The following is a 20,665-nucleotide window of genomic DNA, read 5'->3' as shown; positions in this document are numbered from 1 at the left end:
GTTCACCGTGAAGGCGGACGTGACCGACCAGGCGGGCAACCCGGCGAGCGACAAGGAAGAGGCGATCCTGGACAGCGTAGCTTCCTCAGCACCGACCGTGACCATCGTTGATGACACCAATAATGACCAAATGCTGACCAAGGCCGAGATTGGCAATGATCAGATCCAGTTACGTGCCGGGATCAATCACGCAGACCTGGTTGCGGGCGGCAAGGTGACGCTGACTATCAACAATGGCGGGGTGAACAGCACTGTCCAATTGACGCTCAAGGCCGATGGCACCCTGCTGTCAAGCAATGGCAAGAGCTACGGCTATCAGAACGGCACCATCAGCTGGACGGAAACGACCCCGGCCAACGGCAAGTCGCTGACGGTGACGGCGACCCAGACCGACAAGGCGGGCAACGTCTCACAGCCGGGCAGCGACAACGCGCAGATCCTGAATGAAGCGCCGGAGACGGCGAACAAGCAGGCAAACGGCCAGGAAGATGCAGCCAGCATCGCCATTCCGACCCTCAGTGGCAGCGACATTGATGGCAACGTGGTGAGTTTCACCATCAAGAGCCTGCCTGCCAACGGCATCCTCTATCTGAACGGGGTTGCGGTGACAGTGGATCAGAGCATTGCGGTAGCGGACGCCGGCAACCTCACCTTCACACCGAATACGAACTGGAACGGCAACACCAGCTTCAACTATGCGGCGGTAGACAACGACGGCGCCGTGGATGCGAGTCCCGCAACCGTGACCATCAAGGTGGATGCGGTCAACGATCTGCCGACGCTGACCATCTCCAACGGGGTTGTCGTCTCTGAAGAGGGGTTGGCAAACGGCATTGCCGACACGGTCGGCAATCCGGATACCACCAATGCCATCAAGGCGTCCGGTACCCTCTCGGTGGGCGACATCGACAGCAGCACACTCAACATTTCCTTGAATGGACCGGCCGGGCTGACGTCCGGTGGGGCAAAGGTCCAGTGGAGCTGGGATGCGGGCAGCAAGACGCTGGTTGGCTACACAGGGGTGATTGGCGGCGCCGATTACAAGGCTGTGGTCGAGGTCAAGCTGACGGCACCCAATGCCAGTGGAAAGGGTGAGTGGACCTATGACGTGACCCTCAAAGGTCCCCTCGACCACGGGGATACGACCTCGGAAGACAAGTTGTCGTTCCAGCTGGATGTGGAGGTCTCCGATGGCAGCGGCGTCACCAAGGACAAGCTGGATGTCAGTGTTGAGGACGACTCCCCCATTGCTGACAACAGCGATGCCGTTTCCGTGGTGAAGACCGATATTCCGAACGTGCTGACCGGGCTCTTTGACCTGACCAAGTACAGTGGCAACCAGAGCACTCTGAACATGGCGGGCTTTACTATCAGCGCCCTGGGCTTCAAGTCGGCAACAGACTCCTCACTGGTAACGGCGGTGGTCAACGGTTCCAGCTCGGGGCTGGGGGTGGCCAGCGGAGCTGCGCCTTACCACAACCTCGCCAACGAGATTGACTTCCGTCACTTTGCCGACGGATCGTCCGCCTCCGAGCAGCTGATCGTCAGGCTGGATGCGGGCAAGGTTGCCTACGGCGCCAACATCAAGTTCAGCAAGATGTTTGGCGGCGAGCTGGAGAGCGGGGTCGTGGAGTTCTATCGCGGTGGTGTACTGATCAGTACCCTGGTATTCAACTCCAACGCATCGGGTGGGGAGTTCAACCAGAACTTCCAGGTGCAGCAGGGTGGCTTTGATACCATGGTGATCAAGGCGACCAACAACGGCAGCACCAATACCTCCGACAACAGCGACTTCACCGTACAGAGCATCGAGTTCCTCGGTTCCAACACGGCGCAGGCAATTGCCTATGGTTCTGGCACCGTGACCCCGCAGTGGGGGGCGGATGGCAAGGGCTCCATCGGGCTGGTAATGGACCCGGCAACCTTCGAAAATGGTCTGCGAACGGCTTCCGGTTCTGCCATCGCCATCACCGCCAGCGGCGCTAATACCCTGGTCGGGAAGGATGCGGACGGCAACCTCATCTTCAAGCTGGAGTTTACGCCGGCCACAAGCAAGTGGGAGTTCTTCCAGTATCAGCGCATGTCCAAACCTCTGGGTGATGGCGACATCGACTTCCAGGTCCGGGTGGTGGATGGTGACGGCGACGCCAGCATTGGCTCCTTTGCAACCAAGCCTCTCTTCACGCCGCTGGTTCAGGGAGTCTCCAGCGAGAGCGTAACCGAAGGGGGCAATCTGCTGCACAAAGTCACCCTGTCAGATGCGACCCAGGAAGCGACTGAATACGATTTCGCCATTCGTGGTTCGGGTAACAACTCCGCCTCCAACCAGGATTGGGGCAATGCCCAGTTCAGCAATGGTGTGACCTATAACAGCACTACCGGCAAGATCACGGTACCAGCCGGCGTGTCGGACTTCACTGTGACCATCCCGACGGTGAACGATCGCTTGGTCGAAACGAACGAGACCCTCTCGGTGACCATCGGTGGGCAGAGCGGGACCGGCACCATAGTGGACAACGATCGGGCGCCGGTGACCACGGGTGGCTACAGTGCCGGCAAGGAGGACGCGCCACTGGTGCTGAAGTGGGCCCAGTTTGGTGCCAGCGATGATCAGGCCGCTTCTGACCTGAGCGTGCAGATCAACACCCTGCCGCTGAGCGGCAAGCTGGAATACCTGAACGCTGCTGGCCAGTGGATTGCAGTGAAGGTGGGGGATCTTGTCTCCTACGCCGATATCGACAGCGGCCATCTGCGCTTTGTGCCTAGTCTCAATGAATCCAGCAGCAATGCCCTCAATGGTGGCGGTACGACGACGGGCAACCAGCAAGGGGACTACGCCACTCTGGGTTACCAGATCAGCGATGGTGCCAACCTGAGTAACTCAGGCAAGCTGGTGATCGATATCACGGCGGTCGCGGACAAGCCGGTGGTCGACATCAGCCTGACCGGCAACGGCGTCCCGCTTTATACCCAGTACCCGTCGTCCGGCATCTCCACCGGGGCGTTCCAGAGCGGCAACTTCAACAAGGGCAACTTTGGCATCACCAATAGTCTGACCGACAGCACCACCAGTCAGGATCAAGTGGTGGGCGGCAACGGCAATGACTATATCGTCAGCGTGAAGGGCGGCGGCGATTACTTCGTCGGCGGTGCTGGCAATGACGTGCTGGTCGGTGGCAACTCCACCTCAGGTGACACCCTCGACGGCGGTACCGGCAACGATATCCTGGTGGCCGGATTGGGTGGCGACACCCTGTTTGGCGGCGCCGGTACCGACCTGGCCGTACTGATGGGTTCGCGTGCCAACTATGTCATCGAGCGCAGAAGTGACGGCGGTTTCAACTTCCTGGTGAAGGAGAACGGCGTCACCATCAGTAAGTCGCTCTACGACATCGAGTTGGTGCAGTTTGATGACGGCATTTACCAGTTCAACCAGACCGACGGCACCCTGACGGCGGTACAGCCGAGTGTGGTGGATTACCCGCTCGAGATCACTGCTTCCCTGACCGACCGTGATGGTAGCGAGCAGTTCGACAGCCTGGTGCTGACCGGCATGCCGATGGGGTCGACCCTCTATCAGGGCTCCACCGTGCTAGGTACCGTGGGGGCCGATGGCACGCTGACGCTGACCGGTCTGTGGAACCAGAGCGCGTTGGACGTCAAACTGACCGGTCTGACCCTGCGGGTGCCGGGCAGCAGTGCCGGCCAGTTCGACCTCAAGGTAGAAGCCATTGCCAAGGAAGTGGCGACCGATCAGACCAGCAGTGCATCGGATCAGGATTCGATCCGCATGAGCTACTTCCTTTCCACCGAAGGGGAGCCGGGCGATCAGAACCGCACCTATGGCAACGAGCACAATATCGTGGTCGGGGATCTGGATGGCAGCGTGGTACTGCCGGGCCAGAACTACAACATCGCCTTTATGGTCGACAGCTCGGGCAGTATCGGCACCAGCGCCATGAACACCATCAAGAGCCAGTTGGCACAGATCTTCGCCAGCCTCAAAGCGAGCGCAGGTAGCGAAGGGGCTGGTACAGTCAACATCATGCTGGTTGACTTTGATGCTCTGTCGAATGCCAGTATTAGTGTGAACCTGAAAGACAGCAATGCCTTGAATCAGCTGCAGGCTGTAATCGATTCCATGAGTAGCGGAGGGGGGACCAACTATGAAGATGTGTTCAAGACGGTTGCTAACTGGTTCAGTAGTTCTACGGCTCAAAGTAACAGTAATGCCAAGAATCTGTCCTATTTCATTACCGATGGTCAGCCAACTTATTACCTCGGTAACGAAGGCTCCAACCCGAGGGTATTGAATTTCTCAGGTAGCAGCTATGACGTCTATCTCAACAGTCTGCTTGGTGGCACCTATATTCCGGGTCGGGTATATAGCTCCAATGGCTACACCATCATCGACAGCGCTGGCCGAGTGTATGCCGATGGTAGATACAGCAACCCGATCGGTTTTATGCGTCCGGATGGTAGGGGGGGATATACCTACTCAACACTGGATGGTGATGGCGGCACTACCTCCAGCTCAACTATCAATAACTCGGTAGCAGGTTTTGGGCTGCTTACTGGGATGGGGGTTACGGTAGAAGCGATCGGACTGGGGGCCAACATCTCCTACAACGATCTCAAGTCCTATGACTCTGACGGCGTCATCATGACCGGCGTCAACGCCAGCGATTTGGCCAACGCCATCTTGGGCACCTCGGTGAATAACCTGCCGGGCAGTGACCGGATCGACGGCGGTGCTGGCGACGACATCCTGTTCGGGGATGCCATCCACTTCGCCGGTATCAACGGTGAAGGCTACGCGGCCATCAAGCAGTATGTGGCCGGCAAGCTGGGCGCAGGCTCGGTGACCGATGCCCAGGTCCATGACTACATCACGGACCATGCCAGCGAGTTCGATCAGTCCTCCAGCAATGACAAGGCGGACGTGCTGATTGGCGGGGATGGCAACGACATCCTGTTCGGTCAGGGTGGCGATGACTTCCTGTTCGGTGGTGCCGGCAACGACATCCTGTTCGGTGGTGCCGGCAACGACACCCTGTATGGCGAGAGCGGCAACGATACCCTGTACGGTGGCAGCGGCAACGATACCCTGTTTGGTGGTCTTGGCGACGATAACCTGATCGGTGGTCTGGGCAATGACATCCTGGTTGGCGGGCTTGGCAATGACATTCTCAAGGGGGATAGCGGTGCCGATACCTTCACCTGGCTGCAGGGCGATACCGCCGCAGGCAGCGTTGCCAAGGATTACGTGGTCGACTTCTCCAAGGCGGAAGGTGACAAGCTGGATCTGAGCGACCTGTTGGATCACGACGGTTCTCGTAACCAGAACGATCTGAAGAGCCTGCTGTCGGTGTTCCAGGACAATGAAGGGGTACATCTACAGGTCAAGGAGAGCAGTACTGCGTCGGTGACTCAGGAAATAGTGCTGATGAACCATACTTTCGATAGCCTGACGGGGGGGGCAGGTACTACTGCCAACCAAGTGATCGATTACATGCTGACCAACAACATGCTCGATATCGATAAGTAAGCCCAACTCGGGACAGTAAAAAAGCGGCAGAGCAATCTGCCGCTTTTTTTATCTTGGCAGGGAGGCGAAATTAGTTGCCGAGTGTGGCAAACAGGCTCTGCTCAAGGGTGCCGCGGGAGACGCAGACCGGCTTGATGGACGGGGCTGATACGCGCTCGCCTGAGGATTCCACAAAGAACAGCTCGGTGTTGCCTTTGACGTTGACGGTGGCCACGCTGCTGTTGCCGCTCTGGGTGATGATCAGGTTGATCTGCAGGTCAGGGTTGCCCAGTGCTACTTTGGAACCCATGGTGCCGCAGTCCAGCCACTCAAGTCCGTCGGCCGACTGGTTGACATTGGCGGTCATCAGGCCAGCACCGCGCTGACTGTTTTCGATGGTGAGGCCGTGGTCGGTGAACCACTTTTCGGCGCGAGCCCACACCAGATCCACCGGGATCGCCATCTCCTGGGTATTGTTGGTCGCCTTGGCGACCGGCGGGTTGTAGCGATACTCCTCACCACCGTTATTGTCGCCAGCACAACCTGCCAGCAGCAGCGCCAATGCGCACCCCATCATCTTTTTCATCTTGCTTCTCTCGTCCATTTATCAGGCCATTGGCCAACCGGTGCCTATTATCACCTGAGCGACAACCTCTGTCAGCATGCGTGCTGCATCGGTGTAAATGGAGGGGTTACCGGGGGTGCTTTACAAAATTGGTTTGCTATCATAGATTTGCTCGAAATTCCTCCATAAGCGCCCCTGTGACCAACATGCTTACCCCGGATCTGCTTCAGCAGATCATCGACCAGTTGCCAATGAGTATCTTCTGTCGTGATAGGCATGGTCGCTACCTGTTTGCCAATCGTGAATTTGCCATTGAGGCCAAGCTGGGTTCACCCGCCGAGGTGGTCGGCAAGAGTGATGCAGAGATGCCATGGGGCGATGTATTTCGTACCGAGGACGCGCAGTTGCTGACGGGGGGCGTTCCCTTGCTTCATCAACAGTTGCACTGTAATCGGGGTGGTGAGACCTGCTGGATGGAGGTGCACAAGATCCCGCTTTACACGGCTCAGGGTGAGCCATATGCCGTATTCGGAATGGTCAACGAGATTGCCCAGCGCAAGCACCTGGAACAGACGGTCAAAAAACAGCAGGTGTTGCAGCGTTTTCTGCTCGATGCCATCCCTGACCTGATCCGTTTCGATGATCACAACGGTGTGTTGCTGGAGTGCAACCAGGCGTTTCTCGACTTTATTGGTCAGGGGGCGAATGAGGTGCTGGGTCAGCAGCTGCCGTTCCGGCTGGCGGCACCCCAAGGGATGGGCCACGGCGAATGTTGTCTGCTGGATGCCAGAGGGCAGGGACGGCACATGGAGATCACCCGGGTCGATGTCCCCGATGGGGATGGTCACTCCCTCGGGATCCTGACGCTGGGGCGCGATATCACTGGCTTGCGCACCACTCAGGCACAGTTGCAGCAGGAGCAGCACTACGACAGCCTCACCGGGCTGCTCAAACTCTCCCGTTTCTTGCAGACCAGCCGCCATTTGGGGGGCCGCAGCGCCACACTGGTGCTGGTCGATCTGCACCACTTTCGTGAGGTTAACGATCGCTTCGGGATCCGGATTGCTGATCGCCTGCTGAGCCAGGTGGCCAAGCGACTACAGCAATTGGTTCCGCCGCGAACCTTGCTCTGCCGGGTGGCTGCCGATGACTTCTGTCTGTTACTCCCCGATTTCAACGAGCCGTTGCAGGAGTGGAACCAGCATCTGCAGCAGCAGTTGATGGAGTACTATCAGGTGGAAGAGCATCGTATCCAGATCCCGGTGTTTCTGGGGCTGGCTCAGGGGCGGGCAAGCGATGCCGAGCGGTTGCTCAGCCATGCTGAAGCGGCGCTGGCGCAGGGCAAGCGGCAGCAGCAGTACTGCACTCTGTTTGATCCGGCGCTGCACGCCCGGCTCAAGCGGCGTCAACTGATCGCCGCCCAGTTACCGCTCGCCATCAAGTCATCCCAGCTGGTTGCCGTCTACCAACCCATTATCAGCAGCACAACCCATCAGCTTTGTGGTGCAGAATTGCTTTGCCGCTGGCCGCATCCTGAACTTGGCATGATCTCGCCGGAAGAATTTATTCCACTGGCCGAAGAGATGGGGATCATCGGCCAACTTGGTCAACTGATGCTGGAGTTGGGGTGTGCTCAGTTGGCCCAGTGGCAAACCGATCAGCCGGATATGGTACTCTCCATCAACCTTTCGCCGTTGCAGTTTCGTGATCCGGCGCTCTGCAAGCAGGTGCAGGGCTGCATTGCCCGTCATGGTCTGAATGCAGGCCAGCTGGAGCTGGAGATCACTGAAGGAGTCTTGATGGAGAATGCCGATGAGATCGAGACCAACCTGGATAACCTGATCGCCGCCGGTTTTCAACTGGCCATCGATGATTTCGGTACCGGGTATTGCTCGCTGGCCTATCTGCCAAGGCTCAAGGTCGCCACGCTCAAGCTGGATCGCAGCTTCACCCAGGGGTTGGTCAGCAACAGTGCCACCACCGCCATCGTGAGATCGGTCATCGGACTTGGCCATGAGCTGGGGATCTGCATTACTGCAGAAGGGGTGGAAACCGTCGAGCAACAGTTGTGGCTGACCCAGGCGGGGTGTGATCGGCTACAGGGTTATCTGTTCAGCCCCCCGTTGCCGCCCGAGCAGTTTGCCGCCAGTTATTTGTGACAGTCTGCAATAACAGAGAGGCCACCCGCAGGTGGCCTCTCTGTTTGTGGCAGGGATCAATCCTGAAAGTAGGTGCCCCAGCCATCGTAGTCCACCCCGTATTTTTCCAGGATGGGCAGCATCTTTTCGATATCGGCAACGATGGCTTCGACATCCAGCTTGCACTCGATGGTGGCATCGAAGCAGAAGATGGTTGCGCCGTCATCCAGTTCCATCTCTTCGGCATCGGTCACTTCAAAACCGGCCTTGAACAGGTCAACCGCTGCTTTTTCCAGACGGTCGAAATCCTGGCAGGCGAAGTGGTGCTCGATGTCGTAATCCGCATCGGGATTGCTGCCATCGGCCAGCAGTTCGTTGACGATCTCGGTGGTCTCTTCACGCCACTCTTGCATATTCAGACTCATGTTGCCTCCAGGTGGTATCATTGCGGCAAAGCATACTCGCAGAGTGGATTCGGCTCAATGTGGCAAAGCTATAGAGGCCGTGATTTCCCGCGGTTTGGTGATCATTCATATATGAGACGGGTCACGGTTAGGCAGATTTCTGCTCCGAAACGGCTAATAACCGTTCATTGCGTTCAGTTGTTGAGCGAACGTGCTTTTTATCGTGCCATCATGGTTGACACTCTGCGCTGGAAAGGGTTTAATGCGCGCCGTTGCCCAGATAGCTCAGTCGGTAGAGCAGGGGATTGAAAATCCCCGTGTCGGCGGTTCGATTCCGTCTCTGGGCACCACAATTCCTCCTTAGTTCAGTCGGTAGAACGGCGGACTGTTAATCCGTATGTCACTGGTTCAAGTCCAGTAGGAGGAGCCAAATTCGAAAAGCCCGCTCAATTGAGCGGGCTTTTTCATTTCTAGTTGCTGTTGCATGCTGCCAAAAAGAGCGTCGCGCTACAGGTGGCACTGAACAGCAGCATTCCGGTCTGCAGCATGCTGCCAGGGCATGGCTTCTTCTCTCTTTTTCTGGCCCTGATCCACTTCGGTTTCATCACATTCCCTTATCTATTTTGTCGGCCTGAATGGCTGCACTCCTGTGCAGGCGAGCCATCTTTGTTGAATGGCGCCATGGCGTCAATCTCCCCCGCAAAACAATTAATTCAGCACCGTTGAAGAGCTGCTTGTCTGGTGATGTTTCGACCTTTAAGCCATTGTTAACATTTTGGAAAACCGGAGTGACCCTGTGGCTGGGCGAGGATATGATGGGGTCAATGATGTTCCCATCCTGACGGAGAGATCCCAGATGAACAGCCCCTTGAGCTATGTACTGGACGGCATTCATTGCGAGCCGCACTTTTTTACCGTTCCCCTCGATCATGAGGAGCCGGATGGTGACAGCATTACCCTGTTTGCCCGCACCCTCTGCTGCAAAGACAAACTCGATGAGAAGTTGCCCTGGCTGCTGTTTTTGCAAGGTGGGCCGGGATTCGGGGCGCCGCGCCCGACGGCTAACAGTGGTTGGCTCAAGCGGGCGTTGCAGGAGTTCAGAGTGCTGCTGCTGGATCAGCGTGGCACCGGGATGTCGAGCCCCATCCATGGGCATATTCTGGCCAAAATGACACCGACCGAGCAGGCGGAGTATCTCAGCCATTTTCGCGCCGACAGCATAGTGCAAGATGCCGAGTTCATCCGGCAGGAGCTCAGCCCCAAGCATCGCTGGAGCCTGCTGGGGCAAAGCTTTGGCGGCTTTTGCTGCCTGACCTATCTCTCGTTTTTCCCTGACAGTCTGCGGGAGGTCTATATCACCGGCGGTATCGCGCCGATCGGCCGCAGTGCCGAGGAGGTTTACCGCGCCACCTACCAGCGGGTGGCCGACAAGAACCGCGCCTTCTTCGCCCGCTTCCCCCACGCTCAGGGGATTGCCAACCGGCTGGCCAACCATCTGCACCAGCACGATGTGCGACTGCCCAACGGCCAGCGCCTGACGGTGGAGCAGTTCCAGCAGCAAGGGCTGGATCTCGGCGCTACGGGTGCCTTTGAGGAGCTTTATTACCTGCTGGAGGAGGCCTTTATCGGTGACAAGCTGAGCCCGGCCTTTCTCTATCAGGTGCAGAGCATGCAGCCATTCAATACCAACCCGCTGTTTGCCATCTTGCACGAAGCTATCTATGCCGAAGGGGAGGCGACTCGCTGGGCCGCCGCCCGGGTCAGGGGGGAATTCCCGGCGGTGAACTGGGCACCCGGCAAGGATTTCGCCTTCACCGGCGAGATGGTTTACCCCTGGATGTTCGAGCAGTTCCGCGAGTTGCTGCCCCTGAAAGAGGCTGCCCATCAGTTGGCCAACAAGGCTGACTGGGGGGCGCTCTATGACTCGGCACAGCTTGCCCGCAACAAGGTGCCGGTAGCCTGCGCCGTCTATCCCGAGGATATGTATGTGGAGTTTGACTACAGTCGCGAAACTCTGCGTGGCCTTGGCAACAGTCGTGCCTGGATCACCAATGAATATGAGCACAACGGTTTGCGCGCCGATGGTGAAGAGATTCTTGATCGTCTGATCGCGTTGAATCGCGACCGTTAATTGTCGTTATCGGCAATCATCGCGGGAGTCCGGACTCCCGCGATGATTGTTATGGATGGTTGTTATGAAAGCGTGACGCCCTGAACCTTGCCCCGCGCCTGCCAGACGATGAGTGGATAGCCGGCTGATTAATTTCCCCCTCTTTCACTGTTTCTGCCGATCCCTCACCATATACTTGCCAAACGACTCTGTATTGAGCCGCGGTCAAACCGATTGACCAACTCGTGCTCGTTACCATTAGAAAGTCGCTCTACCGCTCTGTATCCCGCGTATCAGATATGCCATCTCTGCATGCCCCGCAATCCGGGGTAGGGGATGGTCGTGCTTTTCAATCAAGATAAGGATGTATGATGAGAAAGTCTCTGTTGGCCTGCTCCCTGTTGCTGTGCCCTGTCGTGTTTGCTGCCACCCCCCATTGGGAATATAGCGGTGAGGCGGGGCCTACCCACTGGGCCAAGCTGACCCCTGAGTTTGGCCAGTGTGCGGGTAGCAATCAGTCGCCGGTTGACCTGAACGGATTGGTCGAGGCCAAACTGGCCCCGCTGGTACTCCACTATCAGGCGGGTGGCAACACAGTGGTCAACAATGGTCATACCGTGCAGGTCGGTTATGCCCCGGGCAGCATTTTGCAACTCGATGGCACCAGGTTTGAGCTCAAGCAGTTCCACTTCCACGCCCCGAGTGAAAACCTCATCGAGGGCAAATCCTATCCGCTGGAAGGGCATCTGGTGCACGTCAGTGACAAGGAAGAGATCGCCGTGGTGGCGGTGATGTTCGAGGCTGGCAAGGCCAATCCTGCGCTGGCGGCAGCTTGGAGTGCATTACCTGCCAAGGTGGGGGAGATCCAGGCCCTCAAGGCGCCGCTCTCTGCTGAGCAACTGCTGCCGGAAAGCCATGACTACTATCGCTTCAGCGGTTCCCTTACAACGCCTCCCTGCTCGGAAGGGGTGCGCTGGCTGGTGATGAAGCAGCCGGTTGAGGTCAGTCAGGCCCAGATCGACGCCTTCAAGGCGGTGATGCACCACCCCAACAACCGACCGGTGCAGCCCCTCAATGGGCGCGTGGTACTGCAATAACACAGCGTTGCAATAGCGCTGCAGATAGCAAAAACAACAAAGAGGGCCGCGAGGCCCTCTTTTACATGGCGAGGTATCGGTGTGCAATTAAAGCGCGGCGGCGATGCGGGCGCCAAGCGCCGCGTTGTTCAGTACCAGCTGAATGTTGGCCGCCAGTGAGTTGCCGCCGGTCAGCTCGCAGACGCGGGCCAGCAGGAAGGGGGTTGACGCCTTGCCCTTGATCCCCTGCTCATCCGCTTCACGCAGCGCTTGGGCAATGGCTGCGTCGATATCAGCTTTCGGCATGGCGTGTGCGGTCGGGATGGGGTTGGCCACCACGGCGCCGCCCGCCAGTCCCAGCTCCCACTTGAGGCGCAGCGCCTCGGCGATGGCCGCCGGGGTATCGAGGCGATAATCGACCTTGAAGCCGCTCTCGCGGGTGTAGAAGGCTGGCAGCTCCTCGGTTTGATAGCCGATCACCGGTACGCCCTGGGTCTCCAGATACTCCAGGGTCAGCCCGATATCGAGTATCGACTTGGCTCCGGCGCAGACTACGGCCACCGGCGTTTGTGCCAGCTCCTGCAGGTCGGCTGAGATATCGAAGGTCTCCTGCGCACCGCGATGTACCCCGCCGATCCCGCCGGTGGCAAAGACCCGGATCCCCGCCATGGCGGCGATGATCATGGTGGAGGCGACCGTGGTGGCCCCCATCCCCTTGCGTGCCAGCACGAACGGAATGTCGCGGCGGCTGCACTTGGTAACCGCATGGCCAGCCCGACCGAGGGCCTCCAGCGCACCGGCATCCAGTCCCACCTTGAGGCGGCCATCGAGGATGGCGATGGTGGCTGGAATGGATCCGTTATCGCGCACCACCTGCTCCACCTGACGGGCCGTCTCCACGTTCTGCGGATAGGGCATGCCGTGGGAGATGATGGTGGATTCGAGGGCAACCACCGGTTTGCCAGCAGCTAGCGCGGCAGCCACTTCCGGTTGGATATCGAGGTAAGCGTTCAGCATGAGTACTCCTCCAGTATGCGGTCAACGGCGGTCTTGCTCAGACCGGAAAAAACGGTATCGGAACAATTGACGGTGAGGGCGGCGCAGCCCAAGGCAAAGCGGGTGGTTTGGGCAATGTCGAGCTCTTGCAGCCAGGCGTGGGCGAGGCCAGCCATAAAGGCATCCCCGCCGCCGGTGACGTTGAGCACCGGACTACCCAGCACAGGCAGGTGGCCCTGTTGCTCGCCATCGCTGTAAAAGATCCCCTGTTCACCCAGACTGAGGAACAGTCGCTTGACCCCGGCGCGGTGGAACCAGGCGGCCACCATGGGCCAGGTTTCGGGCCCGGCGATGGTCATGCCGCACAACTGCTCGGCTTCACTGCGATTGGGTTTGAGGGTGTGGATCTTGCCGAGCCAGGGGCGGATCTTCTCCACCTTGGCCACCGAAACGGTATCGACAAAGATGGCGTGCTCTCCCTGCCGCTCGAACAGCCAGTCGAGGGTGTGGATGGCCAGATTGGTGTCGAGCACCCAAAGCCGGGCACCGCCGAGAAAGCCACCGAGCGGGGTCAGGCGGGCAGGGGTGAGCTGCTCTATGATGGCCATGTCGTTGATGGCGCAGCTCATTTCGCCGCTGCCATCATGCAGGCTGAGGTAGCAAGAGGTAGTGTGGCCATCGAGCACCAGGGTCTGGCGCACATCGACGCCGGCCCGCTGGCTTACCTCCAGCAGATGATGACCATACTGGTCGTTGCCGACCGCTGTAAGCAGCCGGGTGTCGCTGCCGAGCCGCGCCAGATTCTCGGCGATATTGCGGCCAACACCACCTGCCGAGGTGCGCACCTTGCCCGGGTTGGAGTCGCCGAGCAGCAGGTTGTCATGGCTGGTGCCACAAATATCCATATTGGCACCGCCGATCACCACTACGTAGGGGCCTTCTCGCAGTACATAACCTCTGCCTTGCACATATCCCTGCCGGATCAGGCTGGAGATGTGGCTGGCCAGCGCGGAGCGGCTGATGCCGAGGCGATCGGCCAGATCCTGCTGGGCAATCATGGGATCCTGACGCAGCAGGGCTAGGATCTCTTGTTCACGCTCAGTCATAGACAAACATCCATTTACAAACGTTTGTCCATTATTGCTGGGAAACGTTTGCTGGCTATCGGCTTGTACAAAATTTGTCGGCTTGCGCACAAAAAATCGACATTCAAAGCTGGGTTGGCAAGCGGTTTAGCCGGGGAGGGGACTTTTAACGGGTCGGTGGCCCTGCAACGGCTTATAATGGCCGTCGCAAGATGAGGAGAGATGATGGAAAAGAGTGCATTCTGCTGCGTGGGGTTGGTCAATCCCAAGTCCCCGGAAAATGTCGGTTCCGTGATGCGGGCTGCGGGTTGTTACGGGGTGGACGAGGTCTACTACACCGGCAACCGCTTCGAGCTGGCGCGCCGCTTTGCCACTGATACCAAGCAGATGGTGGAGAAGATCCCGCTGCTCGGGGTGGATGATCTGATGGCGTTTATCCCGCAGGGATGCGTGCCCGTGGTGGTCGATCTGATCGACGGCGCTACACCGCTCCCCGACTATGTCCATCCGGAACGCGCTTTTTATATCTTCGGGCCGGAGGATGGTACGCTCGATCCTGCCCTCTATGGCGCGGTGAAAGATGTGGTTTATGTGCCGACCAGTGGCTGTATGAATCTGGCGGCCTCGGTCAATGTGATCCTCTACGACCGCTTGGCCAAGGGAATGAGGGGAGAGTAATTAGCGCAACGTTATCATTCAGTCTGCAGGACTGGCAGCCACTTTCTGTTCCAGTTCTTCGATAAAACCCTGATAGTAGTCATAGAGTTGATAGTGCTTATAGATCTCTGCCAGACCCCCGCTGCGGATCAACTCAACCATTCCCTTATCCCAGAGCTGTAACATCCGGTTGCCTTGCTGGGTATCGGCAAAAATGGGATAGGTCGGGATCCAGCGCAGGAAGACGCGATGCAGCTCGGGAGGGATAGCCTCATCCACATAGAGCACGCCGGCAGTGAGGTAAAAGCGATATCGCTCTTTACCAAGCAGTTGCAGGGCCAGCTCATCGCTGTCAATTTCATGCCACTGCATGGTGACCGCAATGTACTTGTCGAATGCCCAGCCCCGCCGCCATATCACGGTTTGCCCTTCCAGACTTTTCTCCCCTTGCCACTGGGGTTGCCATTTCTTGAGCATGAACACGGTCAGGTCATCCGCTGATGCCGGATAGCGAGATTGCTGGACGCCGGATACTTCATCGCGATATACCCCCATGGCGATATCTCCCCCTTTTTTTGCAATGACAGCGAGAGCGCGCTTATAGGGCACAATATGGGGGGTTACCTGATAGCCGTGAGGCTGGTAGATGGCTCGCACCAGATCCAGATAGAGGCCTTTGCCATCCTTTTGACAAAAACCGGGCCAATCATCGCAATAAACGTCAATAGACTCTGCCCGGCAATTCGCCGCAGTGAACAGACAACAGAGCAACAGACAGATGCGTAGCATGGTCAGAGCTGGCCTCGCTGGGGCAGAGGAAAAAACACTGATACCCTACTTTATACCATGGCATTGATGGCGACGGCGTACAGAAAAAATCCCTGATGTTCATTTTGCGACAGGGTCGAGAGTTATTTTCAATCTGATGGTTATGATGAACTCAAGATTCAATAGTACCCCAATCAGTAGAGGAGACTGCATTATGCCATCGATCAAAACTCTGCTTTGTCCTGTCGATTTTTCCCAAATGTCCCGGGCGGTACTCGACTATGCCGTATTCATGGCGCAGAGCCATGAGGCCCAGCTCAAGCTGATCCATGTCGTAGACCAACTGCACGGCTTTGACAGTTACAAAATTCTTCATATGACAGCCGTTGAGATCACTCACGAAATGGAGCGTCAGGCCAGAGCCCAACTCAAAGAGCTGATTGCCACCCTGCCTATTCCGGCAACGTTTGATATTCGCTTTGGTAGGGCAGCGGATGAAATCATTATCCAGGCCAAGGAAGACGAGGTTGAACTGATCGTTATGGGGAGTCACGGCCGCTCCGGCATCAGCCATCTGCTGGTAGGCAGCGTTGCCGAATCCGTGGTGCGTCATGCTCCGTGCCCGGTCCTGGTGGTGCGCCAATAACTCGTCCCGTTTAGTATGAGAGCGTGACAAACAAGGCCAGCGATTGCTGGCCTTGTGTTTTATGGTGTTGTGCCCGCTAGCCGTGGGCGTAGATGACACTGCCCCCTTTTATGGTATCTATGATGGCCCTGGCTTGTTCCTTTGGCAGGGCGGGACAGCCCCAGCTGCGGCCCAGTTTGTCATATTTGCGCAGATGGTTTGGGCTGGCATAGGCGGCGCCATGCACCACGATGGCACGTTTGCGGGCATTGCAGTTTTTGCCGGGGCTGAGCCCATCCAGCCGCAGGGAGTAGCCATGCTTGCCCAAGTAGGTTTCTGCGGTACGATAGACGCCGAGGGAGCTTTGTCGGGAGTTGAGCTGGTTGGAAAAGCGCTCTGCGGCTAGTTCACCTGAGTTGCGGCCATGGCTTACCCAGGTGTGATAAAGCAGTTTGTGACGTTTCATGTCGATGACGAACAGCCTGCGCTGAGTCGAAGGCTTGCTGTAATCAATGATGGTCAGGATGGATTTTTGCTTGCTGCGTACGCTTTGATAGCTGACAAGGGCTTTTTGAAAGGTTTGTCTGTCGAGTTTGCCGGCCAGCCCAAGCTGCTGATAGAGGTTGCGCTCACTACTGGCGGCGCTATTCCCGCTCCAGCCGATGCTCACCAGCAACAGTAACACTGGCCACAGTGGCCCCCACCGTTTTCCGAGTAACTCTGTCATCCCTGCTCCCCTCTTTGCGCATCCTTGCTTGTCCAACGGGCTGAAATTACAGCTATCCGCTCGATAGTTATATGCAAGGTGCTGAAAACGCGCAATAAAAAACCGGCCGCAGAGCGGCCGGAAGAAATTCAAACAGTAGACATTGGTTTCACAGGGTATAACCGACAGTCAACCTTTTAGAAGTTGTACTGCAGGGCGACAGCAACAACGTCGTCGGTGTTCTTGCCCAGAGAGTTGGTGGACTTGCCATCAACAGAGTCAAGCAGGTTCAGCTTGTAGTCAACGTAGGCGTTGAAGTTCTCGGTAAAGTTGTACCAGGCACCGATGGATACGTACTCGGTGTAGGTGTCGTCAATGCCGTGGGCAGTATCTTTGACGTCAGTGCGCAGGTAAGCCAGAGAAGGCTTGAACTTGCCGATGGTGTACTGGGCAACGGCTTCGTAACCATCCATCTTCTCGGCGTAGCCGTTGTTGACGAACAGGTGGTTCTCACCGTGGGAATAGGTTGCCGCCAGATAGAGGTCGCCTGCAGCATATTTGGCACCGAAGCCCATCAGCTTGGCATCTTTCTCGCCGCCAAAGGCTGCGTAGCGGGCCTGTTCGGCAGTTTTGCCAGCCTGGTTGTATGCAGCGCCCAGGCTCAGACCCATATCGAAGTCATAGTTGGCAGAGAAGGCAAAGCCCTCTTTGGAACCAGTGCTGTTCCAGCTCTCACCGTTGTAGAGGTTACCGTTGAAGGACTCGGCAATGGCGCTGCGGCCAGCATTTTGCGGGTTATTGTTACCAGTGAACTGGGCACCCAGAGTCAGACCTTCGTAGTTGAAGATGTACTGAGCCAGACCGTTGGTACGGCCGGTACCGAATACTTCGGTATCTTTGCCCAGGCCATCACCACCCCATTCGGGCAGTACGTCGGTATAGTTGTTTACGGCCTTGGTGAACAGACCATCCTGACGGCCATAACTGAAGGCACCGAAGCGATCGTGCTGGATGCCGGCATAGGCGTAACGCAGTTCATCGTTGTCAGAACCGGAGGTCGGCAGGTTGTATTCGGCAAAGCCGAATGCCTTCATCTCGGGAGCGATCTTGGTCTCGCCAGCAACGTGCAGACGGAAGTAGCTCTGATCTCCTTCGGCGCTGTTGTTGTCAGTGCCGTAGTAGGCACCCTGGGCACGGCCACCGATATCCAGCTTGGTGTCGTTCTGGTTGTAAACGGTAGCAGCGTGGGCGCCACTGGCCAGCAGCAAGCTGGAGATGGCCATAGTCAGTGCAGACTTTTTCATATCCTTATTTCCTCTGATGTAAACACTTCCGAACCTGTGGTCGGTTCTATGGAAATCGGAAAGGGTCCGATAGCCACACGGTAGGCGCTTGAACCTTGACTGGGCCTGAATCTGTCGTCGTTTAATTTGGTGCTGAAGGGCGCTGTTGATACTGGATATGACGTTTTTTGACAGGTTAAAAAGAGATTAAATTCAATGAATTATTCTCTATTGGCTGTTTTGACATTAAAGCTGGCCTGACCAATAAGGTCGATGACTCAAGTTGTGAGGCGAATCACGAAGGGGGAGAAGAGTGGCGGGAGGAAAATGGGACAGGAGCACTTGCCGTGCTCCTGTCAGGCGGTCAGCTTGCTTTTTGCCACAGTGTCATCAGCAAATCCTGTTCCTGCTGTGCCGGACCTTGCTGGATAAAGGCATGGCGCTGTTCGCCGTTGGCGCGCCAGCCGAGACGGCTTGTCTCCAGAATAAAGGCGCGCATGGTCTGATCCATAGAGATAGGGAACTGGCAGCGCTCCTGGCTTACCAGCCGGAGACCGGCAAGCGAGGGCCAGCTTAAAGGGTGTTCCATACTCACCGGATTGAGGCTGACCCGCAGTTGCCACTGATGACGCGGGCCCGGCTGCAGATAGAGCAGATAGCCACCGGGGGCCAGCCAGCTGACCAGCTGTTCCGTCTTGACCTTGAGATCGTTGACCAGCAGCACCTGAGCAGAGCCCGGTTGCAACGGCGCGCGAGCGGGATCGGCAATGACAAACTGGCCGTCCGGCTGCGCTTTTTTGGCGGCAAAGATGGTGTTCTTGGCGATATCAACCCCAGCAAACTGCCAGCCGGGCAGGCGCTCTGCCAGCGCGCGGCAGTAGTAGCCTTCACCACATCCCAGATGAACCAGCTCTTGTGGGGCAAGGGGAGCGAGCAGGGAGGCCATGGCCTCGACCAGCGGCAGTTGGTGGCCGGCTTCCAGGAAATGGTGCTTGGCGCGCATCAGGGCACGGCTGTCGCTGTCTTTGGGGTTTTTCTTGCCGGGGATGAGATCCAGATAACCTTCCGGTGCCGGATCGAAGTGATGCTTGTTGTCGCAATAGCGCCCCTGGGAGGCTTCATGAAGATGGAGCGGACTGCGGCAACGGGGACATTGAAGGTGCATAGTAACTCTCTGGGCGAATGCCGGAACAGTGAAGGGCGTTCGGGATTATAGGGGAGAGGATCAAAAAAGGCTGCCGTAGCAGCCTTTTTTATCCCAAGGCCTCAGTCAGCCCTGCGGACGGGTCATCAGCGAGTGCCAAATACCACAATGGTCTTGCCGTGAGCAGAGATGAGCTCCTGCTCTTCCAGCATCTTGAGGATGCGGCCCACGGTTTCACGGGAGCAGCCGACGATCTGGCCGATCTCCTGACGGGTTATCTTGATCTGCATCCCATCCGGGTGGGTCATGGCATCTGGCTGCTTGGCCAGGTTGAGCAGAGTCTGGGCGATCCGGCCGGTCACATCCAGGAAGGCGAGGTTACCCACTTTCTGGCTGGTGTGCTGCAGGCGCTTGGCCATCTGGCCAGAGAGACGCATCAGAATGTCCGGGTTGACCTGGATCAGCTGGCGGAACTTCTTGTAAGAGATCTCGGCCACTTCGCAAGAGCCTTTGGCGCGAACCCAGGCGGAACGCTCGGGATTCTCGTTCTCCTCGAACATCCCCATCTCGCCCAGGAAGTCACCCTGGTTCAGATAGGAGAGGATCATCTCTTTGCCCTCATCGTCCTTGATCAAGACGGCCACAGTGCCCTTGACGATGTAGTAGAGGGTCTCCGCTTTTTCACCCGCATGGATCAGGGTGCTCTTCGCGGGATACTTATGAATGTGGCAGTGCGACAAGAACCATTCCAGGGTGGGATCGCTTTGCGGTTTGCCAATAACCATGAGAATTCCTCTGTAGTGTCTTTTTATGGACTTGTGCGTCCGGGCAAGCTGCCAATCTTGCCATTCCTTGTATTAGTCGCAGTAGGATAAGAGCCTTTGTCTGTGCTGACAAGGCTTTGCGCCCTTTTGCAAGAGCCCTTTGGGTAATGCCTGCTGCGCTGCTTCGGCCATTCTAGGGAAGATAGAGGTCGGAGATGTTGATTTTGATCTATTTCCATCCCAACTCCCCCTGTTCGGCAGAGATAAGCGACTGGGTTATGCTAGGGATCCATCATCACGATTAACAGGAGAGAGTGCGAGATGAAAGCCAAGGTCAGCTGGGTGGAAGGGATGAAGTTTGTGGGTGAGAGTGAATCCGGTCACAAGGTGATCCTGGATGGAGCCAACCCCGGTGAGGGGGCCAGCCCGATGGAGATGATCCTGCTGGCGGTCGGTGGCTGCAGCTCTATTGATGTGGTCTCCATCCTAGAAAAAGCGCGCCAGTCGGTGACCGCTTGTCATGTCGAGGTCAGTGGCGAACGGGTTGATAGCGTGCCCCGGGTTTTCGAGAAGATTAATCTGCACTTCGTGGTGACAGGCAAGGGATTGGCAGAGAAACAGGTGGCCAGAGCGGTCGATCTGTCGATGGAAAAATACTGTTCTGTTTCCCTGATGTTGGAAAAAGCGGTACAAATTACCCATAGTTATCAAATTGTTGAAGCTTGATAACTGACGATTGTTTCGTTGGTACCCTGGCATAAGGCCGTCACATGAGGCCTCTGCACAAGGCCATTACATAAGGCCATCACATAAGGAA

Annotated in this window: 16 protein-coding genes and 2 tRNA genes; 9 read left to right on the top strand and 9 right to left on the bottom strand. The window is 57.2% G+C overall.

Annotated features, from left to right (window positions below; genetic code table 11):
- Positions 1-19 precede the first annotated feature (19 nt).
- Entirely contained in the window at positions 20-5,548 is a 5,529-nt protein-coding gene (locus G5533_RS08140) for a type I secretion C-terminal target domain-containing protein (RefSeq protein ID WP_441254687.1), read from the top strand.
- Positions 5,549-5,618: 70 nt separating this feature from the next.
- Here G5533_RS08140 and G5533_RS08135 read toward each other — a convergent pair whose 3' ends face one another.
- Positions 5,619-6,113, bottom strand: coding sequence for a hypothetical protein (locus G5533_RS08135; RefSeq protein ID WP_216952967.1), 495 nt, complete (start codon positions 6,111-6,113; stop codon positions 5,619-5,621).
- Positions 6,114-6,298: 185 nt separating this feature from the next.
- Here G5533_RS08135 and G5533_RS08130 point away from each other — a divergent pair, with 185 nt between their 5' ends.
- Positions 6,299-8,251, top strand: a complete 1,953-nt coding sequence (locus tag G5533_RS08130; protein WP_421255407.1) for a sensor domain-containing protein — start codon at positions 6,299-6,301, stop codon at positions 8,249-8,251.
- Between the two features lie 56 nt (positions 8,252-8,307).
- Here G5533_RS08130 and rraB read toward each other — a convergent pair whose 3' ends face one another.
- Positions 8,308-8,643, bottom strand: a complete 336-nt coding sequence (rraB, locus tag G5533_RS08125) for a ribonuclease E inhibitor RraB (protein WP_216954308.1) — start codon at positions 8,641-8,643, stop codon at positions 8,308-8,310.
- A 265-nt stretch (positions 8,644-8,908) separates the two neighbouring features.
- Here rraB and G5533_RS08120 point away from each other — a divergent pair.
- From G5533_RS08120 to G5533_RS08105, 4 genes are all read left to right on the top strand, one after another.
- A tRNA-Phe gene (locus G5533_RS08120) sits at positions 8,909-8,984 on the top strand.
- 4 nt (positions 8,985-8,988) lie between these two features.
- Positions 8,989-9,064: transfer RNA gene (locus tag G5533_RS08115), tRNA-Asn, on the top strand.
- 426 nt (positions 9,065-9,490) lie between these two features.
- Entirely contained in the window at positions 9,491-10,765 is a 1,275-nt protein-coding gene (locus G5533_RS08110) for an alpha/beta hydrolase (protein WP_421255363.1), read from the top strand.
- Positions 10,766-11,115: 350 nt separating this feature from the next.
- A complete protein-coding gene (locus G5533_RS08105; RefSeq protein ID WP_216954309.1) occupies positions 11,116-11,841 on the top strand; it encodes a carbonic anhydrase in 726 nt (241 codons plus the stop codon).
- 87 nt (positions 11,842-11,928) lie between these two features.
- Here G5533_RS08105 and G5533_RS08100 read toward each other — a convergent pair whose 3' ends face one another.
- Together G5533_RS08100 and G5533_RS08095 are read right to left on the bottom strand one after the other, a co-directional pair.
- Complete coding sequence (locus G5533_RS08100; protein ID WP_216952970.1) at positions 11,929-12,837, bottom strand: pseudouridine-5'-phosphate glycosidase; 909 nt, start codon at positions 12,835-12,837, stop codon at positions 11,929-11,931.
- Positions 12,831-13,922 (bottom strand): PfkB family carbohydrate kinase, encoded by a 1,092-nt coding sequence (locus G5533_RS08095; RefSeq protein ID WP_216961106.1) that lies wholly within the window; start codon positions 13,920-13,922, stop codon positions 12,831-12,833. Before G5533_RS08095 ends, G5533_RS08100 begins: the two co-directional genes overlap by 7 nt.
- 204 nt (positions 13,923-14,126) lie before the next feature.
- Here G5533_RS08095 and G5533_RS08090 point away from each other — a divergent pair, with 204 nt between their 5' ends.
- The gene (locus G5533_RS08090; RefSeq protein ID WP_216954310.1) at positions 14,127-14,579 is read left to right on the top strand and encodes an RNA methyltransferase; all 453 of its coding nucleotides are present in this window, start codon (positions 14,127-14,129) and stop codon (positions 14,577-14,579) included.
- A gap of 18 nt (positions 14,580-14,597) precedes the next feature.
- On the opposite strand, the gene G5533_RS08085 is transcribed toward G5533_RS08090, so the two are convergent.
- Positions 14,598-15,347 carry a substrate-binding periplasmic protein gene (locus G5533_RS08085; protein ID WP_216961110.1) on the bottom strand — a complete coding sequence of 250 codons (750 nt, stop codon included), beginning with the start codon at positions 15,345-15,347 and terminating at the stop codon, positions 14,598-14,600.
- Positions 15,348-15,540: 193 nt separating this feature from the next.
- Here G5533_RS08085 and G5533_RS08080 point away from each other — a divergent pair, with 193 nt between their 5' ends.
- Positions 15,541-15,972 (top strand): universal stress protein, encoded by a 432-nt coding sequence (locus tag G5533_RS08080; RefSeq protein WP_216952973.1) that lies wholly within the window; start codon positions 15,541-15,543, stop codon positions 15,970-15,972.
- A gap of 76 nt (positions 15,973-16,048) precedes the next feature.
- Here the strand turns inward: G5533_RS08080 and G5533_RS08075 are convergent, their stop codons facing one another.
- The 4 genes from G5533_RS08075 to crp all read right to left on the bottom strand — a co-directional run bounded on the left by G5533_RS08075 (position 16,049) and on the right by crp (position 19,869).
- Positions 16,049-16,678 (bottom strand): murein L,D-transpeptidase catalytic domain family protein, encoded by a 630-nt coding sequence (locus G5533_RS08075; protein WP_216952974.1) that lies wholly within the window; start codon positions 16,676-16,678, stop codon positions 16,049-16,051.
- Between the two features lie 176 nt (positions 16,679-16,854).
- Positions 16,855-17,961, bottom strand: a complete 1,107-nt coding sequence (locus G5533_RS08070; protein WP_216952975.1) for a porin — start codon at positions 17,959-17,961, stop codon at positions 16,855-16,857.
- A 343-nt stretch (positions 17,962-18,304) separates the two neighbouring features.
- Positions 18,305-19,105: a putative RNA methyltransferase gene (locus G5533_RS08065; protein ID WP_441254686.1), complete on the bottom strand. Its 801-nt coding sequence runs from the start codon at positions 19,103-19,105 to the stop codon at positions 18,305-18,307.
- Between the two features lie 125 nt (positions 19,106-19,230).
- Complete coding sequence (crp, locus tag G5533_RS08060) at positions 19,231-19,869, bottom strand: cAMP-activated global transcriptional regulator CRP (protein ID WP_005335304.1); 639 nt, start codon at positions 19,867-19,869, stop codon at positions 19,231-19,233.
- Positions 19,870-20,169: 300 nt separating this feature from the next.
- On the opposite strand from crp, the gene G5533_RS08055 reads away from it, so the two are divergent.
- Positions 20,170-20,574, top strand: coding sequence for an OsmC family protein (locus G5533_RS08055; RefSeq protein WP_216952977.1), 405 nt, complete (start codon positions 20,170-20,172; stop codon positions 20,572-20,574).
- Positions 20,575-20,665 lie beyond the last annotated feature (91 nt).

Source organism: Aeromonas sp. A600620, assembly GCF_029479985.1.
Lineage (GTDB): Bacteria > Pseudomonadota > Gammaproteobacteria > Enterobacterales > Aeromonadaceae > Aeromonas > Aeromonas veronii_A.
This window is presented reverse-complemented; position numbering and strand designations above follow the sequence as displayed.

Coding starts and splice junctions, on each gene's coding strand:
- G5533_RS08080 (WP_216952973.1), top strand. CDS start 15,541: ATGCCATCGATCAAAACTCTGCTTTGTCCTGTCGATTTTTCCCAAATG.
- G5533_RS08065 (WP_441254686.1), bottom strand. CDS start 19,105: ATGCACCTTCAATGTCCCCGTTGCCGCAGTCCGCTCCATCTTCATGAA.
- G5533_RS08100 (WP_216952970.1), bottom strand. CDS start 12,837: ATGCTGAACGCTTACCTCGATATCCAACCGGAAGTGGCTGCCGCGCTA.
- G5533_RS08135 (WP_216952967.1), bottom strand. CDS start 6,113: ATGAAAAAGATGATGGGGTGCGCATTGGCGCTGCTGCTGGCAGGTTGT.
- G5533_RS08075 (WP_216952974.1), bottom strand. CDS start 16,678: ATGACAGAGTTACTCGGAAAACGGTGGGGGCCACTGTGGCCAGTGTTA.
- rraB (WP_216954308.1), bottom strand. CDS start 8,643: ATGCAAGAGTGGCGTGAAGAGACCACCGAGATCGTCAACGAACTGCTG.
- crp (WP_005335304.1), bottom strand. CDS start 19,869: ATGGTTATTGGCAAACCGCAAAGCGATCCCACCCTGGAATGGTTCTTG.
- G5533_RS08085 (WP_216961110.1), bottom strand. CDS start 15,347: ATGCTACGCATCTGTCTGTTGCTCTGTTGTCTGTTCACTGCGGCGAAT.
- G5533_RS08110 (WP_421255363.1), top strand. CDS start 9,491: ATGAACAGCCCCTTGAGCTATGTACTGGACGGCATTCATTGCGAGCCG.
- G5533_RS08055 (WP_216952977.1), top strand. CDS start 20,170: ATGAAAGCCAAGGTCAGCTGGGTGGAAGGGATGAAGTTTGTGGGTGAG.
- G5533_RS08070 (WP_216952975.1), bottom strand. CDS start 17,961: ATGAAAAAGTCTGCACTGACTATGGCCATCTCCAGCTTGCTGCTGGCC.
- G5533_RS08130 (WP_421255407.1), top strand. CDS start 6,299: ATGCTTACCCCGGATCTGCTTCAGCAGATCATCGACCAGTTGCCAATG.
- G5533_RS08090 (WP_216954310.1), top strand. CDS start 14,127: ATGGAAAAGAGTGCATTCTGCTGCGTGGGGTTGGTCAATCCCAAGTCC.
- G5533_RS08095 (WP_216961106.1), bottom strand. CDS start 13,922: ATGACTGAGCGTGAACAAGAGATCCTAGCCCTGCTGCGTCAGGATCCC.
- G5533_RS08105 (WP_216954309.1), top strand. CDS start 11,116: ATGAGAAAGTCTCTGTTGGCCTGCTCCCTGTTGCTGTGCCCTGTCGTG.